Annotated in this window: 14 protein-coding genes; 11 read left to right on the top strand and 3 right to left on the bottom strand. The window is 71.5% G+C overall.

The window, feature by feature from the left end; all coding sequences use genetic code 11:
• From HMPREF0731_RS17190 to HMPREF0731_RS17235, 11 genes are all read left to right on the top strand, one after another.
• Positions 1 to 467: FCD domain-containing protein (locus HMPREF0731_RS17190; protein WP_169312303.1), on the top strand; the 467-nt coding region annotated here is incomplete at its 5' end.
• A gap of 157 nt (positions 468 to 624) precedes the next feature.
• Positions 625 to 1,974 carry an allophanate hydrolase gene (gene atzF, locus HMPREF0731_RS17195; RefSeq protein WP_007005454.1) on the top strand — a complete coding sequence of 450 codons (1,350 nt, stop codon included), beginning with the start codon at positions 625 to 627 and terminating at the stop codon, positions 1,972 to 1,974.
• Positions 1,971 to 2,381 carry an allophanate hydrolase-related protein gene (locus tag HMPREF0731_RS26230; protein ID WP_007005455.1) on the top strand — a complete coding sequence of 137 codons (411 nt, stop codon included), beginning with the start codon at positions 1,971 to 1,973 and terminating at the stop codon, positions 2,379 to 2,381. Before atzF ends, HMPREF0731_RS26230 begins: the two co-directional genes overlap by 4 nt.
• A 47-nt stretch (positions 2,382 to 2,428) precedes the next feature.
• Positions 2,429 to 4,024: an ABC transporter substrate-binding protein gene (locus HMPREF0731_RS17200; RefSeq protein ID WP_007005456.1), complete on the top strand. Its 1,596-nt coding sequence runs from the start codon at positions 2,429 to 2,431 to the stop codon at positions 4,022 to 4,024.
• A 12-nt stretch (positions 4,025 to 4,036) separates the two neighbouring features.
• The gene (locus HMPREF0731_RS17205; protein ID WP_007005457.1) at positions 4,037 to 5,050 is read left to right on the top strand and encodes an ABC transporter permease; all 1,014 of its coding nucleotides are present in this window, start codon (positions 4,037 to 4,039) and stop codon (positions 5,048 to 5,050) included.
• Positions 5,050 to 5,940 (top strand): ABC transporter permease, encoded by an 891-nt coding sequence (locus HMPREF0731_RS17210; protein WP_051014805.1) that lies wholly within the window; start codon positions 5,050 to 5,052, stop codon positions 5,938 to 5,940. Before HMPREF0731_RS17205 ends, HMPREF0731_RS17210 begins: the two co-directional genes overlap by 1 nt.
• Before the next feature lie 4 nt (positions 5,941 to 5,944).
• Complete coding sequence (locus HMPREF0731_RS17215; protein WP_007005459.1) at positions 5,945 to 7,642, top strand: dipeptide ABC transporter ATP-binding protein; 1,698 nt, start codon at positions 5,945 to 5,947, stop codon at positions 7,640 to 7,642.
• 93 nt (positions 7,643 to 7,735) lie between these two features.
• On the top strand, positions 7,736 to 8,827 hold the full coding sequence (locus tag HMPREF0731_RS17220) for an ABC transporter ATP-binding protein (protein WP_007005460.1): 1,092 nt from the start codon (positions 7,736 to 7,738) through the stop codon (positions 8,825 to 8,827).
• Positions 8,828 to 8,843: 16 nt separating this feature from the next.
• Entirely contained in the window at positions 8,844 to 10,127 is a 1,284-nt protein-coding gene (locus HMPREF0731_RS17225) for an ABC transporter substrate-binding protein (RefSeq protein WP_007005461.1), read from the top strand.
• 19 nt (positions 10,128 to 10,146) lie between these two features.
• On the top strand, positions 10,147 to 11,022 hold the full coding sequence (locus HMPREF0731_RS17230) for a carbohydrate ABC transporter permease (protein WP_007005462.1): 876 nt from the start codon (positions 10,147 to 10,149) through the stop codon (positions 11,020 to 11,022).
• The gene (locus HMPREF0731_RS17235; protein WP_007005463.1) at positions 11,019 to 11,879 is read left to right on the top strand and encodes a carbohydrate ABC transporter permease; all 861 of its coding nucleotides are present in this window, start codon (positions 11,019 to 11,021) and stop codon (positions 11,877 to 11,879) included. Before HMPREF0731_RS17230 ends, HMPREF0731_RS17235 begins: the two co-directional genes overlap by 4 nt.
• A gap of 42 nt (positions 11,880 to 11,921) precedes the next feature.
• Here HMPREF0731_RS17235 and HMPREF0731_RS17240 read toward each other — a convergent pair whose 3' ends face one another.
• The 3 genes from HMPREF0731_RS17240 to HMPREF0731_RS17250 are packed head-to-tail and all read right to left on the bottom strand — an operon-like array spanning position 11,922 to position 15,187.
• Entirely contained in the window at positions 11,922 to 12,914 is a 993-nt protein-coding gene (locus HMPREF0731_RS17240; protein WP_007005464.1) for a Bug family tripartite tricarboxylate transporter substrate binding protein, read from the bottom strand.
• A 27-nt stretch (positions 12,915 to 12,941) separates the two neighbouring features.
• Positions 12,942 to 14,192: a CaiB/BaiF CoA transferase family protein gene (locus tag HMPREF0731_RS17245; protein ID WP_007005465.1), complete on the bottom strand. Its 1,251-nt coding sequence runs from the start codon at positions 14,190 to 14,192 to the stop codon at positions 12,942 to 12,944.
• 2 nt (positions 14,193 to 14,194) lie between these two features.
• The gene (locus tag HMPREF0731_RS17250) at positions 14,195 to 15,187 is read right to left on the bottom strand and encodes a tripartite tricarboxylate transporter substrate-binding protein (protein WP_040613816.1); all 993 of its coding nucleotides are present in this window, start codon (positions 15,185 to 15,187) and stop codon (positions 14,195 to 14,197) included.
• Positions 15,188 to 15,243 lie beyond the last annotated feature (56 nt).

Below are 15,243 nucleotides of genomic sequence, written 5' to 3' on the forward strand. Positions count from 1 at the left end.
TTGTGGCCTGCCCCGCCCCTGCCCGGCTGCGCGCCGGCTTCGAGCTGCTGGCGGAGCTGGAGGCGCTCTGCGCCCGCTGGTCGGCGCTGCGCATGACGGCGCGGGAACGCGCGGCGCTGGAGGCGCTGCACGCCGCCATGGCGCCCATGGTCCGGGACGGCGACCGCGCCGGCTATCGCGAGGCCAATCGCCGCTTCCACGCCCTGCTCTATGAGGGCGCGCACAATCCGAGCCTGGCCGAGGTGGCGCTGGCCACGCATCGCCAGCTGGCGCCCTTCCGCGGCGCGCAGTTCGAGGCGCCCTCCCGCCTCGCCCGCTCCCATGCCGAGCATGCGGCGGTGGTGGCCGCCCTGCTGCGCGCCGATGCCGAGGCCGCCGCCGACGCCATGCGCCGCCACATTTTTTTCAGTGGGGCCTCCTGGGAGAGCTTGGCGGGCGGGGCCGCTTTTCTGCAGGCCGGCAATTGAGCATTTCATAGGCATTTTTTTCGGTTTGCATGCAATGATGACCCGGCTGCGCCGAAATTGCCTTCCACAGCGGCGAAAATTTCTGGCATGCACCTTGCTTAGCCCTGGCTGAGCCTTTCGCCCGGAGGTCCGGGCGAGGCCGTTGCAGGGCCGGCGCATGGATCTCTCCACCCTTCCCCTGGCCGATCTGGGTGACTGGCAGCGCGCCTATGCCGCCGGCGCCCACCCGGCCGAGTTGCTGCCCGCCTTGCGGGGCCGGCTGCTGGCCTGCGACGACCCCGGCATCTTCCTGCATGTCATCGACGAGGCCGCGCTGGCGGCGCGGCTGGCTGCCCTCGGCCCGGCCACCGGAAAAAAGCCGCTCTGGGGCATTCCCTTCGCGGTGAAGGACAATATCGACGTGGCCGGCATGCCGACCAGCGCCGCCTGCCCCGCCTTCGCCTATGCCCCCGATCGCGATGCCGGCGCGGTGCAGCGCCTGGTCGAGGCCGGCGCCATCCCGATGGCCAAGACCAATCTCGACCAGTTCGCGACCGGGCTGGTGGGGGTGCGCACCCCGCACCCGGTGCCGCGCAACCCGCGCGCGCCAGGGCGGGTGCCGGGCGGCTCCTCCTCCGGCTCGGCGGTTGCCGTGGCGCGCGGGCTGCTGCCCTTCTCCCTTGGCACCGACACGGCCGGCTCGGGGCGCATCCCGGCCGGGCTGTGCGGGCTGGTCGGGCTGAAGCCCACTCCCGGCGCCGTCTCCAGCCGCGGCGTGGTGCCGGCCTGCCGCTCGCTCGACTGCGTCTCCCTCTTCACCCGCGGCGTCGCCGAGGCCTGGGCGGTGCAGGCTGTTCTGGCCGGCCCCGACGCCGAGGACCCCTGGTCCCGCGAATTCCCCTTGGGCGACCCCGCCTCGGCGCCCGCCGCGCGCCGCATCGGCGTCCCGGACGAGGCCAGCCGGCGCCGCTTCGACGCCGCGGCCGAGGCCGCCTGGGACGCGGCGCTGGCGCGGCTGGAGGGCCTCGGCTTGGCGCTGGTGCCGGTCGATTTCTCGCCCTTCTTCGAGGTCGCCGCGCTGCTCTATGAGGGCGCCTGGGTGGCCGAGCGCCTAGCCGCGCTGGAGGATTTCCTCGACGGGGCGCCGGATGGCGCGGTGCTGCCGGTGACGCGCGGCATCATCGAGGGCCAGGGCAGCCGCCACAGCGCCGCGGACGCCTTCCGTGCTTTGCACCGGCTGCAGGCGCTGCGCCATGCGACGCAGCCCCTCTGGGCCGGCATCGACGCGCTGGCCGTGCCGACCGCGCCGCTCTTCCCGACACTGGAAGAACTGGAGGCCGACCCGATCGGGCCGAATGCCCGGCTCGGCACCTACACCAATTTCGTCAACCTGCTGGGGCTGGCGGCGCTGGCCGTGCCCGGGCCGGACCGGCCGGACGGCCTGCCCGCCGGCGCCACCTTCATCGGCCCCGGCGGGTCGGATGCGGCGCTGGCCGCGCTCGGCCTGCGCTTCGAGGCGGCGGCATGAGCCCGCGCCTGGAGATCGCCGTCGTCGGCGCGCACATGTCCGGCCTGCCGCTGAATGGCGAGCTGCTGGCGCTGGAGGCGAGCTTCCTGCGCGCCGCGCGCACAATGCCCTGCTACCGGCTCTACCGCCTGCCCGGCGGCCCGCCGGAGCGGCCCGGCCTGCTGCGCGTCGCACCCGGCGCCGGCCATGCCATCGCGCTGGAAGTGTGGTCGCTGCCGCTGTCGCGCATCGGCGCGCTGCTGGCGGCCATCCCGGCGCCGCTCGGCCTCGGCACGCTGCTGCTGGAGGATGGCACCACCCCCAAGGGCTTCCTGGTGGAGGCCGAAGGCACCCGCCAGGCCGAGGATATTTCTGACAGCGGCGGCTGGCGCGCCTGGCTCGCCCGCCGCGACACGGCGCCCGCCTGATGCGCCGCCGCGACCTTTCCCCATCCGCACCGGACCGGAGACAGCCCATGCAACGTCGTGCCTTCCTGGCCGCCACGGCCGGCGCCCTCGCCGCCCCGGCGCTGCGCGCCTCTCCGGCCGCGGCGCAATCCGCCAGCCGCGCCGAGACCCTGCTGCTGGTGCAGGAATACGGCCCCAACAGCATGGACATGCAGGGCATCGGCGCCTCGCAGCCGGTGAATGGCGTGGCGCTGAACTGCTATGACCGGCTGCTGAGCTACAAGAAGGTGCCGCTGCCCGATGGCGGCGGCCACAGCTTCACCCTACACGAGCTGGAGCCGGAGCTGGCCGAGAGCTGGCAGGAAGCCAGCGACGGCATGAGCGTGACCTTCAAGCTGCGCGACGCCAAGTTCCATTCCGGCCGCCCGGTGCGCGCGCAGGATGTGAAATGGTCGCTGGACCGCGCCGTCTCGATCGGCGGCTTCGCCACCACGCAGATGGCCGCCGGCTCGATGGAGAAGCCCGAGCAGTTCGTGGCGCTGGACGACAAGACCTTCCGCATCGACTTCATCCGCCGCGACAAGCTGCTGATGCCCAATCTCGGCGTCACCATCCCCTATGTCATCGACAGCGAGACCGCCAAGGCCAATGCCGGCGGCGACCCCTGGGCCAAGGAGTGGCTGAAGAACAATGTCGCCGGCTCCGGCGCCTTCCGCGTCGAGGCCTGGCGCCCGGGCACCGAGACCATCTATGTCCGCAACGAGGAATGGTGGGGCCGCAAGCCGCAGCTGCGCCGCATCATCACCCGCGACATCCCCTCGCCCTCGACGCGCCGCGCGCTGCTGGAGCGGGGCGATGCCGATGTCTCCGCCCTGCTGCCGCCCAAGGACTTTTCTGACCTTGCCGCGGCGGGGCGGGTGAAGGTGGTGGGTGTGCCGGTGCCGAACGGCATCTGGTATTGCGCCATGAACAGCGCGACCGGCCCCTTCACCGATATGCGGCTGCGCCAGGCGGTGGCCTGGGCGCTGCCCTATGAGAAGATCATGCAGGTGGCGCTGTATGGCCGCGGCGTCGGCATGTATGGCGCCCAGGGCGGCCCGACCACCGCCTGGCCGCAGCCCTTCCCCTACAATACCGACATGGCGAAGGCGCGCGCTTTGGTGCAGCAGGTGGCGCCGGGCGGGCTGACCACCTCGGTGCTGTTCGATGCCGGCCAGGCGACCGTCGCCGAGCCCATCGCCGTGCTGATCAAGGAGGCGCTGGCCCCGCTCGGCATCAATGTCGAGCTGAACAAGGTGCCCGGCGCCAATTTCCGTGGCGAGCTGGCGAAGAAGACGGCGCCCATGGTGATCAACCGCTTCGCCGGCTGGCTGGACTGGCCCGACTACTACTTCTTCTGGAACTTCCACGGCAGCAACTCGATCTTCAACGTCGCCTCCTACCAGAACCCGGAGATGGACAAGCTGATCGACGCCGCCCGCTTCACCGCCGACCCGGCGGAGTATGAGCGCTCGGTGAAGGGCTTCGTGGGTCTCGCGCAGGAACAGGCACCGGTGCTGCCGCTGGCGCAGCCGCTGCACGACATGGCGATGCAGAAGAACATCAGCGGCTACCAGTTCTGGCCCTGCCGCGAGCCGGATTTCCGCGCCTTCACCAAGGGCTGAGGAGCGACACCGATGCTGCGCACCGCGCTGACACGGCTGGGCACGGCGCTGCCCAGCCTGGCGGGGGTGATCATCGTCACCTTCCTGCTGACCCGCGTGCTGCCCGGCGACCCGGCGATCTATTTCGCCGGGCCCGTCGCCTCGCCGGAGGCGATCGCCGCCATCCGTGCGCAGCTCGGCCTCGACCAGCCGCTCTGGGTGCAGTTCCTCGGCTACATCACCGCGCTGGCCCAGGGCGATCTCGGCAATTCGCTGACCACCGGCCAGCCGGTGGCCGCCGAGATCGCGGCGCGGCTGCCGGCCTCGGCGGAGCTGACGCTGCTCGGCCTGTTCCTGGCGGTCGCCGTCGCCGTGCCGCTCGGCATCCTGGCGGCGCTGCGCCAGGGGTCGTGGATCGACCATCTCTGCCGCCTGGTCACCACCGCCGGCGTTTCCCTGCCGGTGTTCTTCACCGGGCTGCTGGCGGTCTATGTCTTCTACTACCTGCTGGGCTGGGTGCCGGCACCGCTCGGCCGGCTCGACAGTTTTCTCAGTGAACCGCCGGCGCGCACCGGTTTTCTGCTGGTCGACAGCCTGCTGGCGGGCGATGGCGAGGTGTTCCGCGCGGCGCTGGCGCAGATCATCCTGCCGGCGGCCACCCTCGGTCTCTTCGCCCTGGCCCCGCTGGCGCGCATGACGCGCGCGGCGATGCTCGCCGCCCTCTCGGCCGAGTTCATCCGCACCGCGCGGGCCAGCGGCCTGTCCGGCCGCACCATCGTCTTCACCTATGCCTTCCGCAACGCCATGCTGCCGGTGCTGACCACGCTCGGCATGGTCTTCTCCTTCCTGCTCGGCGCCAATGTGCTGGTGGAGAAGGTCTTCGCCTGGCCGGGCATCGGCTCCTATGCGGTGGAGGCGCTGATCGCCTCCGATTTCGCGCCGGTGCAGGGCTTCGTGCTGACCATGGCGGTGCTCTACATCCTGCTGAACCTGGCGATCGACCTGCTCTACGGGCTGATCGATCCCCGCATGCGCAAGGTGGCGTGATGGCCGAGACCCCTGCTTTGCCCGCGGCCGAGAGCGGCTCGCCCCTCGCCGCCCTGCTGCGCCATGCGCGGCATGTGGTGGCGGAGAACCCGGTCACCGCCGCCGCCTTCGTGCTGTTCTTCCTGCTGCTGCTCTGCGCCGTGCTGGGCCCGGCGCTGGCGCCCTTCGACCCGCTGGCCAGCGACACCAGCCGCGCTTTGGCGGCGCCCTCCGCCCGCCACCCCTTCGGCACGGATCATCTGGGGCGCGACATCCTCTCCCGCGTCATGGTGGCGGCGCGGCTCGACATGGGCATCGCCCTCTCCTCCGTCGCGCTTGTTTTTCTGTTGGGCGGTCTGTCCGGCATCGCAGCGGGTTATTTCGGCGGCTGGACCGACCGCATCGTGGGGCGGCTGGCCGACACCATCATGGCCTTCCCCCTCTTCGTGCTGGCCATGGGCATCGTCGCCGCGCTGGGCAACACGGTGACCAACATCGTCATCGCGACCGCCATCGTGAACTTTCCCCTGTATGCCCGCATCGCGCGGGCGGAAGCGGCGGTGCGGCGCGAGGCCGGCTATGTCCAGGCGGCGCGGCTGACCGGCAATGGCGAATACCGCGTGCTGCTGACGACGATCCTGCCCAACATCCTGCCGATCATGGCGGTGCAGATGTCGCTGACCATGGGCTATGCCATTCTCAACGCCGCCGGCCTGTCCTTCATCGGCCTCGGCGTCAAGCCGCCGACGCCGGAATGGGGCATCATGGTGGCCGAGGGCGCCTCCTACATCGTCTCCGGCGAATGGTGGGTGGCGCTGTTCCCCGGCCTGGCGCTGATGCTCGCCGTCTTCACCTTCAACCTGCTGGGCGACGGTCTGCGCGACATCGTCGACCCGCAGCGCCGGAGCTGAGCGCATGGACAGCCAAGCCATCCCGCTGCTGGAGGTGCAGAACCTCACCGTCGAATTCGCCACGCGCCGCGGCACGGTGCGCGCGGTGAAGCGCGTCGACCTCTCCATCGCCCGTGGCGAGACGCTGGGTGTGGTGGGCGAAAGCGGCTCCGGCAAATCCGTTACCTCCTATGCGGTGATGCGCATCCTCGACCGCGCCGGCCGCATCGCCGAGGGCTCCATCGCCTTCTCCGGCGTGGCGCTGCGCGACCTCAGCGAAAGCGAGATGCAGGATATCCGCGGGCGGGAGATCTCGATGATCTTCCAGAACCCGCGCGCCGCGCTGAACCCGATCCGCCCGGTGGGCCGGCAGATCGCCGATGTGCTGCGCCGCCACGGCCAGGCGACCCGGACGAATGCCCGCGCCAAGGCGATCGAGGCGCTGGAGCAGGTGCGCATCGCCCGCGCCGCCGAGCGCTATGACGCATACCCCTTCGAGCTGTCGGGCGGCATGTGCCAGCGCGTCGTCATCGCCCTCGCCCTGGCCTGCCGCCCGCGCCTGCTGATCGCCGACGAGCCCACCACCGGCCTCGATGTGACGACGCAGAAGGCGGTGATGGACCTGGTGGCCGAGCTGACGCGCGAGCGCGGCCTGTCGACGCTGCTGATCACGCATGATCTGGGCCTCGCCGCCGCCTATTGCGACCGTGTCGCCGTGATGCAGCAGGGCGAGGTGGTGGAGCAGGCCGCCGCAGAAGGAATCTTCCGCGCGCCGCAGCACCCTTATACGCGGCGGCTGATGCGCGCCACGCCGCGCCCCGGCGCGCAGCTGCGCGATCTGCTGCCGGAGGGCAGCGCCGCGCCACTGCCCGACGCGCCGGCGGCGAAGGCAGCCCCGGATGCGCCGCCCCTGCTCGAAGTCACGGGCCTCGTGAAAGAGTATCCGCGCGAGGGCAAGGCCGGGCTGCTGGCGCGCTGGCTGCGGCGCGGCGAGGCGCCGGCGCCCTTCCGCGCCGTGGACGGCATCGGCTTCACCCTGCGGCGCGGCGAGAGCGTCGGCCTGGTGGGCGAGAGCGGCTGCGGCAAATCCACCACCTCGATGATGCTGATGCGGCTGCTGGACCCCAGCGCCGGCAGCATCCGTTTCCTGGGCCAGGAGATCGGCGCCATGCCGGCGCGCGGCTTCGCCGCCTCGCCGCTGCGCCGGCGCATCCAGATGGTGTTCCAGGACCCGACCGACAGCCTCAACCCGCGCCTGACCGCGGCGCGCGCCATCGCCGACCCGATCCTGCGCATGGGGGATGCGCGCGGCGGCGCCCTGCGCGAGCGCGTGGCGGAGCTGGCCGATCTCGTCGGCCTGCCGCGCGCCCTGCTGCACCGCTTCCCGCACCAGCTCTCCGGCGGGCAGAAGGCGCGGGTCGGCATTGCGCGGGCCATCGCGCTGAACCCGGACCTCGTCATCCTCGACGAGCCGACGGCGGCGCTCGATGTCTCGGTGCAGGCGGTGGTGCTGAACCTGCTGCAGGATCTGAAGCTGCGGCTGGGCATGAGCTATCTCTTCGTCAGCCACGACCTGCATGTGGTGCGGCTGCTCTGCGACCGCGTCATCGTCATGCGCCAGGGCCGCATCGTCGAGCAGGGGCCGACCGAGCAGGTGCTGCACGCCCCGCAGGCCGAGTATACGCGCGAGCTGCTGGCCGCCATCCCGCACCCGCCGGGCTAGCGCCCGACCGTCACGCCGCTGGCAGCGTTCCTTCACGGAACTGACACAGCACCGTCATCGGCCGGTCGCACGAACCCGTTACCTGCCGCCGCCATGAACGCGGCCACCCCTCCGGCGGATGCCATCCGCCTCGATGCGCTTTGCAAGGATTTCGGCGCCACCACGGCGCTCAGCGATATCACGCTGCGCGCGGCGCAGGGCCGTTTCGTCGTGCTGCTCGGCCCCTCGGGCTGCGGGAAATCGACGCTGCTGCGCATCCTGGCGGGGCTGGAGCCGGCCAGCAGCGGGCGGGTGGAGCTGGCCGGGCGCGACGTCGCCAACCTGCCGCCTTCCGCGCGCGGCATCTCCATGGTGTTCCAGTCCTATGCGCTGTTCCCGCATCTGGACGTCGCGGAGAACATCGTTTTCGGCCTGCGCGCGCGTGGCCTGAAGCGGGCGGAACGCGAGGCGCGGCTGCAGCGCGCCGCCGGGCTGCTCGGGCTGGAGCGGCTGCTGCGGCGGCGCCCGGCGCAGCTCTCGGGCGGGCAACAGCAGCGCGTGGCGCTGGCCCGCGCCATCGTCTCCGAGGCGCCGATCTGCCTGATGGACGAGCCGCTCTCCAACCTCGACGCCAAGCTGCGCGCCGAGATGCGGCGCGAGATCCGCGCGCTGCAGCAGCGGCTCGGCCTGACCATGGTCTATGTCACGCATGACCAGGCCGAGGCGATGAGCATGGCCGACCAGGTGGTGCTGATGCGCGATGGCCGCATCGAGCAGGATGCGACACCGGCCGAGCTCTATGCGCGGCCCGCCACGGCCTTCGCCGCCAGCTTCATCGGCACGCCACCCATGTCGCTGCTGCGCCTGGCGCCGGGGCCGCAGGGCGCCGTGATCGACGGGCTGCCGGACCATGCGGTGGCACCCCCCGATGCAGCCGGCGCGCTGCTCGGCCTGCGGCCGGAGGAGGTCGCGCCGAGCGACAGCGACGGCCTGCCCGCCCTGGTGCAGGGCTGCGAATTCCTCGGCGCCGAGACGGTGCTCTCCTGCCGCATCGGCCAGGGGCTGCTGCAATCGCGCATCCCCGGCCATCACGCGCTGGCGGCCGGCAGCCCGATCCGGCTGCGCCTGCCGCCCACGCGGCACTTCTTCGACGCCGAATCCGGCCGCCGCCTGGCACTGCCGGCACGCGACCCTGCCTTCGCCTGACCCAGAGGAACCCGCCATGACGATGACCCGCCGCGCCGCCCTCGGCGCGCTCGCCGCCTCGCCCCTGCTGGCCGCGCCGGCGCTGCGCGCGCAATCGCCGGTCGAGCTGAGCTTCAACTATCCGATCGCCGTCGGCGGTCCGATCGCGCGGATCATTGATGGCTACTGCGCCGATTTCCAGCGCGAGAATCCGGGCATCCGGGTGCGCCCGGTCTATACCGGCTCCTACCAGGATTCGATCACCAAGGCGCTGACCGCGGCGCGCGGCGGCGATGCGCCGGACATGGCCTGCCTGCTGTCCACCGACATGTTCACGCTGATCGACGAGGAGGTGGTGGTGCCCTGGGACGAGCTGCCCGGCACCGATGCCGCCTGGACCGGCAGCTTCTATCCCGGCTTCATGGAGAACAGCCGCAGCGGCGGCAAGGTCTGGGGCATTCCGTTCCAGCGCTCCACCATCGTCATGTACTACAACAAGGACGCGTTCCGTGAGGCCGGGCTCGATCCCGAGCAGGCGCCGCGCAACTGGAACGAGCAGGTGGAATTTGCCCAGCGCCTGACCAAGCGCCAGGGTGACAGCGTGACGCAATGGGGCATGCAGATCCCCTCCTCCGGCTTCCCCTACTGGCTGTTCCAGGCGCTGACCACGCAGAACGATGTGCGCCTGATGAACGAGGCCGGCAACGAGACCTATTTCGCCGACCCGAAGGTGGCCGAGGCGCTGCAATACTGGCTGGACCTCTCCACCAAGCACCGCGTGCATCCGGCTGGCATCGTCGAATGGGGCACCACGCCGCGCGACTTCTTCGAGCGCAAGGTGGCGATGATGTGGACCACCACCGGCAACCTGACCAATGTCAAGAACAACGCGCCCTTCCCCTTCGGTGTCGCCATGCTGCCCGCCGGGCGGCGCCCGGGCAGCCCGACCGGCGGCGGCAATCTCTATGTCTTCAAGGCGGCGAATGCGGCGAAGCGCGAGGCGGCGGTGAAGTTCGCCCGCTTCCTGACGGCGCCGGAGCGCGCCGCGCAATGGGGCATCGACACCGGCTATGTCGCCGTCAGCCCCGCCGCGTTCGAGACCGAGAAGATGCGGCGATATGTCGCCGGCTTCCCCGCCGCCGCCGTCGCGCGCGACCAGCTGCCGCATGCGGTGGCCGAGCTGTCGACGCATGAGAACCAGCGCGTCACCAAGGCGCTGAATGATGGCTTGCAGGCGGTGCTGACCGGCCGCCAGCAGCCGGTGCCGGCGATGCAGGCGGCGCAGAGCGAGGCCGAGCGCATCCTGCGCCGCTATCGCTGAGCAGGAAGGGGCCGGAGAGATGCGCGGACGCGAGACGCTGCATGCCTGGCTGATGCTGGGCCCGGCCCTGCTGCTGCTGGCCGCCTTCACCCATGTGCCGGCCCTGGCCACGCTGTGGCATTCGCTGTTCTCGACGCCGCGCGGCGGGCGCCCCGCCCGCTTCGTCGGCGCCGAGAACTACGCGGCGCTGTTCGACGATCCGGTCTTCCTGCAGGCGCTGTGGAACAATTTTTTCTACGCGCTGGGCACGGTGCCGCTCTCCATCGGCCTGGCGCTGGCCATGGCGCTCTGGGTGAATGGCCGCATCCGCGGCAAGGCGGCGCTGCGCGTCGCCTATTTCACCCCGACCGTGCTGCCGATGATCGCGGTCGCCAATCTCTGGCTGTTCTTCTACACGCCGGATTACGGGCTGGTCGACCGTGCCACCGCGCTGCTGCTGGGCTGGGGCCCGACAAACTGGCTGGGCAGCCGCGAGACCGCGCTGGGCGCCATGATGGCCATCGCCATCTGGAAGGAAGCCGGCTTCTTCATGATCTTCTACCTCGCCGCGCTGCAATCCATCCCGCCCGTACTGCATGAGGCGGCGGCGGTCGAGGGTGCTTCCCGCGCGCGCATCTTCTGGCGCGTCACCCTGCCGCTGCTCGGCCCCACCACGCTGTTCATCGCGGTGAATGCGGTGATCAACAGCGTGCGGCTGGTGGACCATATCCTGGTGATGACCCAGGGCGGCCCCGACAATGCGACGGCCCTGCTGATGACCTATATCTACGAGACCGGCTTCCGCTTCTGGGACACGGCGCAGGCTTCGGCGGCGACCGCCGTGCTGCTCGGCCTGCTCGCCCTCGTCGCCGCCGCGCAGTTCCTGCTGCTCGGCCGCCGGACGCATTACCGGTGAGCGCGGTGCTGCACCCCGAGGGCGTGGAGGCCGCCGCGCCGCGCCGCGCCCTCCCCTTCGGCCTGGCGCTGGAAAGCCTGGCGGCCTGGACGCTGGCGCTGCTCTGGGCGGCGCCGGTGCTCTACGCGCTCTGGGCCGCCTTCCACCCCACCGGCTATGCCACGCGCTTCGAGATCTTCGCGCCGCTGACGCTGGAGAATTTCGCCGCCGCTTGGCAGGCCGCGCCCTTCGCGCGCTATTTCCTCAACACCGTGCTGCTGGTCAGCTTCGTCACCGGCTCGCAATTCATCCTCTGCACCCTCGCCGCCTTCGTTTTCGCGCGCAGCCGCTCGCGCTGGATGAGCGCGCTGTTTGCCCTGGTGCTGGTGCAGCTGATGATCATGCCGGACATGCTGATCGTCGAGAACTACCGCACCATGCGCGCGCTCGGGCTGGTGGACACGGTGCTCGGCATCGGCCTGCCCTATGTCGCCTCGGCCTTCGGCATCTTCCTGCTGCGGCAGACCTTCCTGCAGGTGCCGAAGGAGCTGGAGGAGGCGGCGCGGGTCGAGGGCTGCGGGCTGTGGGCCATCCTGTGGCGGGTCTATGTGCCGCTGGCGCGGCCGACCTACCTGGCCTATGGCCTCACCTCCGTCTCCTACCACTGGAACAATTTCCTCTGGCCGCTGGTGGTCACCAACACGGTGGAGACGCGGCCGCTCACCGTCGGCCTCGCCATCTTCGCCTCCACCGACCAGGGCATCGACTGGGCGATCATCAGCGCCGCCACGCTGCTGACGGCGGCGCCGCTGCTGCTGGGCTTCCTGCTGTTCCAGCGGCAATTCGTGCAGAGCTTCATGCGCGCCGGCATCCGCTGACGCGCATCGGCCGGGGCGGCGCAGCGCCCCGGCCCTCTGGGCTCAGCCCGGGGTGATGCCGGCCTCGCGGATCAGCTTTCCCCATTTGTCGATCTCGCCGGCGACGAAGCCCGCGAAGGCCGCCTGCGAGACGCGGTTCGGCCGCGCGCCCAGGATCGCCAGCCGCTCCACCAGCTCCGGCTCGGCCAGGGTCTCGTCGATGGCGGCGTGCAGCGCGGCGACGATCGGCGCCGGCGTGCCGGCGGGGGCGAACAGCCCGTGCCATTCCAGGCTCTGATAGCCCGGCAGCGTCGCGGCCACGGCGGGCACGCCGGGCAGCTTCTCCACCGGCGCATCGCCGCCATGGGCGATGACGCGCAGATTCTCCTGTCCGTGCAGCGGCAGGGCGGAGGTGGCGGTGGAGACGATCATCGAGATCCGCCCGGCGCGCAGATCGTTCTGCGCCGCCGGGGTGTCGCGATAGGGCACATGGGTGATCTCGGTGCCCGCCATGCGGTTGAACAGCTCCAGCCCCAGATGCTGCGAGGAGCCGGTGCCGGTGCTGGCGCAGGTCAGCTCGCCCGGACGCTGCTTGGCCAGCGCCACCAGCTCCGCCACGTCCTTCGCCGGGCAGGCGGGGCCCAGCAGCAGCACGTTCGGCACGGTGACAATGCCCGAAACCGGGACAAAATCCTTGCGCGCATCATAGGGCAGCCGCGCCAGCAGGCCGGGATTGATGGCGAAGCCGCTGGCATCGTCGAGCAGCGTGTAGCCATCCGGCCGCGACTGCGCGACGGCATTGGCGGCGATGCTGCCGCCGGCGCCGGCGCGGTTCTCGATCACCAGGCTCTGGCCCAGCCTGGTGCCGACGCGGGTGAAGACCAGCCGCGCCACCGTGTCCACCGCGCCGCCGGCGCCATAGCTGACGATGATGCGCACCGGCCGCGCCGGCCAGCTCTCCTGCGCCCGCAGCGGCAGCGGCAGCAGCCCCGCCGCCGCCACGCCCAGCAGGCCGCGCCGTCCGATGCGCCCGAGCGGCGCCTGGTTCTTGTCCATCTCGATTCCCTCTCTCGCCGCGTCGGCTCAGGCGCCGCCGCGGATGATCCCCTGCGCGGCCAGCCGCGCATAAGCGTCCTCGCCCAGGGCCGGGCGCAGGATGGCCTCATTGTGCTCGCCGAGCTTCGGCGCCGGCCGCGCCAGGATGCCGGGTGTCGCGGACAGCCGCGTCACCATGCCATGCATCGGCACATGGCCATCGGGCATGTCCTCGTCCGGCACCTCGATCAGCGCCTCGCGTGCCGCGACATACTCGTCCTGCAGCAGGTCGGCGGCGTCCATGATCGGGCCGATGGTGACGCCGGCGGCGTCGAAATGCGCCAGCACCTCGCGCTTGTCGCGCGCGCCGATGAAATCGCCGATGATCGCGTCCAGCTCCTGCCAGTGCCGCAGCCGGTCGGGGTTGGTGCGGAAGCGCGGATCCTCGATCAGCTCGGGCCGGCCGATGCTGCGCAGCAGCTTCTCCGTCATGCCCTGGGTGGAGGAGGAGAGGCAGACCCAGCCGCCATCGCGGCAGCGATAGGCGTTGCGCGGCGCGGTGTTGGTGCTGCGGCTGCCGGTGCGCTGCTTCACCTGGCCGGTCAGGCGGTAATTCGCCGCCTGCGGATCCATCACCGCCAGCATCGGGTCGATCAGCGACAGGTCGATCACCTGGCCCTGGCCGGTGCGCTCGGCATGGCGCAGCGCGATCATGGCGGTGGCCGCGCCATAGAGGCCGGCATAGCAATCGCCCATGAACATCGGCGGCAGCACCGGCTCGCGATCGGCGAAGCCGTTGACGGCGGCGAAGCCGGAATAGCCCTCCACCAGCGTGCCGAAGCCGGGCTTGTGCCGATAGGGCCCGTCCTGCCCCCAGCCGCTGATGCGCACGATCACCAGCGCCGGGTTGATCGCCAGCAGCGCCTCGGGCGAGAGCCCCATCGCCTCCAGCACGCCGGGGCGGAAGCTCTCGGTCAGCATGGCCGCCTCGCGCACCAAGGCGCGCACCACGCCCTGGCCTTCTTCGGAGCGCAAATCGAGGCAGATGCTCTTCTTGTTGCGGCACCAGCTCTTCCAGGAGGTCTCGACGCCGCGCACCTTCCAGGCGCGCAGCGTGTCGCCTTCGGGCGGCTCGACCTTCACCACCTCGGCGCCATGGTCGGCCAGCACCATGCTCAGCGTGTTGCCGGCGACCAGCCGGGCGAGGTCGAGCACCCGCACCCCGTCCAGCGCGCCGCGCGCCTCCGGGTCGAAGCTTTTGCGGGCCAGGCGGGGGGGCGTCGGGGCGGTGTCGGTCATGCTCAGTCGATCCGGATCTGCGCGGTCTCGGCCACCTGGCGCCAGCGCGCCACGTCCTGCCGCAGGAAGGCGTCGAACTCGCCGGGCGGGCGCGTCGCGGGGGTGGCACCCTCGCTGCGCAGGTATTGCGCCAGCCGCCCCTCGCCCAGCGCCTCGTTGGCGATGGCGTTCAGGCGCTGCAGGATCTCGGGCGGGGTGCCGCGGCGGGCCAGCAGCCCCCACCAGATCTCGGCGCTGTAGTCGAGGCCGCTCTCCTTCGGCGTCGGCGCCACGGGGCCGCTTTCCGGCCGCGCCTCCGAGGTCCAGCCCAGCACCTTCACCGCGCCCTCGCGCACCAGCCCGGCGGCGGAGGGCACGGTGGTGAAGAGCAGCTGGATGGTGCCGGCGACCAGGTCGGTGGTGGCCGGCCCCATGCCGCGATAGGGGATGTGCACCAGCTGCAGCCCGCCGGCGCGCTGCGCGAACAGCTCGGCCGAGAGCTGGTTGATGCTGCCGGGCCCCGCCGAGCCGTAATCCACCTTGCCGGGATTGGCGCGGATATAGGCGGCGGCCTCGGCCAGGGTGGACGCCGGAAAATCCCTGGTGGCCAGCACCAGCAGCGGCGCCGTGGCGCAGAGCGCGACGCCCTCGAAATCGCCGGTCGCGTCATAGGGGGTGCGCTGCGTCGCCGCGCTGGTGGCGAAGGTCGAGGAGGTGACCAGCAGCGTGTAGCCATCGGCGGGCGAGCGCGCCACCTCGGCCGAGCCCAGCGTGCTGCCGGCGCCGGGGCGGTTCTCCACCACGAAGGCCTGGCCCAGCCGGCGCTGGAGGTGGTCGGCCAGCGGCCGCGCCACGGCGTCGTTCGAGCCGCCGGGCGTGAAGGGCACGATCACCCGCACGGTGCGGCTGGGCCAGGCGCCCTGCGCCAGGGCCGGGCGGGCCAGGGCCGGCAGCAGCGGGGCCGCCAGCGCGCCTTGCAGCAGGCGCCGGCGGCGGAGCGGAAGCGGTTCGGTCATGTCCTGGGGTTCCTCCACGGCGCCGTCTCGCGCGGCGTCCGGTTCAGTTGCGGGGG

The organism is Pseudoroseomonas cervicalis ATCC 49957 (assembly GCF_000164635.1).
GTDB classification, from domain to species: domain Bacteria; phylum Pseudomonadota; class Alphaproteobacteria; order Acetobacterales; family Acetobacteraceae; genus Pseudoroseomonas; species Pseudoroseomonas cervicalis.

Excerpts from the sequence above, each read along its gene's own strand:
- HMPREF0731_RS17215 (WP_007005459.1), top strand. The coding sequence starts at position 5,945 with ATGGACAGCCAAGCCATCCCGCTGCTGGAGGTGCAGAACCTCACCGTC.
- HMPREF0731_RS17230 (WP_007005462.1), top strand. The coding sequence starts at position 10,147 with ATGCGCGGACGCGAGACGCTGCATGCCTGGCTGATGCTGGGCCCGGCC.
- HMPREF0731_RS17250 (WP_040613816.1), bottom strand. The coding sequence starts at position 15,187 with ATGACCGAACCGCTTCCGCTCCGCCGCCGGCGCCTGCTGCAAGGCGCG.
- HMPREF0731_RS17225 (WP_007005461.1), top strand. The coding sequence starts at position 8,844 with ATGACGATGACCCGCCGCGCCGCCCTCGGCGCGCTCGCCGCCTCGCCC.
- HMPREF0731_RS17245 (WP_007005465.1), bottom strand. The coding sequence starts at position 14,192 with ATGACCGACACCGCCCCGACGCCCCCCCGCCTGGCCCGCAAAAGCTTC.
- HMPREF0731_RS17240 (WP_007005464.1), bottom strand. The coding sequence starts at position 12,914 with ATGGACAAGAACCAGGCGCCGCTCGGGCGCATCGGACGGCGCGGCCTG.
- HMPREF0731_RS17200 (WP_007005456.1), top strand. The coding sequence starts at position 2,429 with ATGCAACGTCGTGCCTTCCTGGCCGCCACGGCCGGCGCCCTCGCCGCC.
- HMPREF0731_RS17210 (WP_051014805.1), top strand. The coding sequence starts at position 5,050 with ATGGCCGAGACCCCTGCTTTGCCCGCGGCCGAGAGCGGCTCGCCCCTC.
- HMPREF0731_RS26230 (WP_007005455.1), top strand. The coding sequence starts at position 1,971 with ATGAGCCCGCGCCTGGAGATCGCCGTCGTCGGCGCGCACATGTCCGGC.
- HMPREF0731_RS17205 (WP_007005457.1), top strand. The coding sequence starts at position 4,037 with ATGCTGCGCACCGCGCTGACACGGCTGGGCACGGCGCTGCCCAGCCTG.
- atzF (WP_007005454.1), top strand. The coding sequence starts at position 625 with ATGGATCTCTCCACCCTTCCCCTGGCCGATCTGGGTGACTGGCAGCGC.
- HMPREF0731_RS17220 (WP_007005460.1), top strand. The coding sequence starts at position 7,736 with ATGAACGCGGCCACCCCTCCGGCGGATGCCATCCGCCTCGATGCGCTT.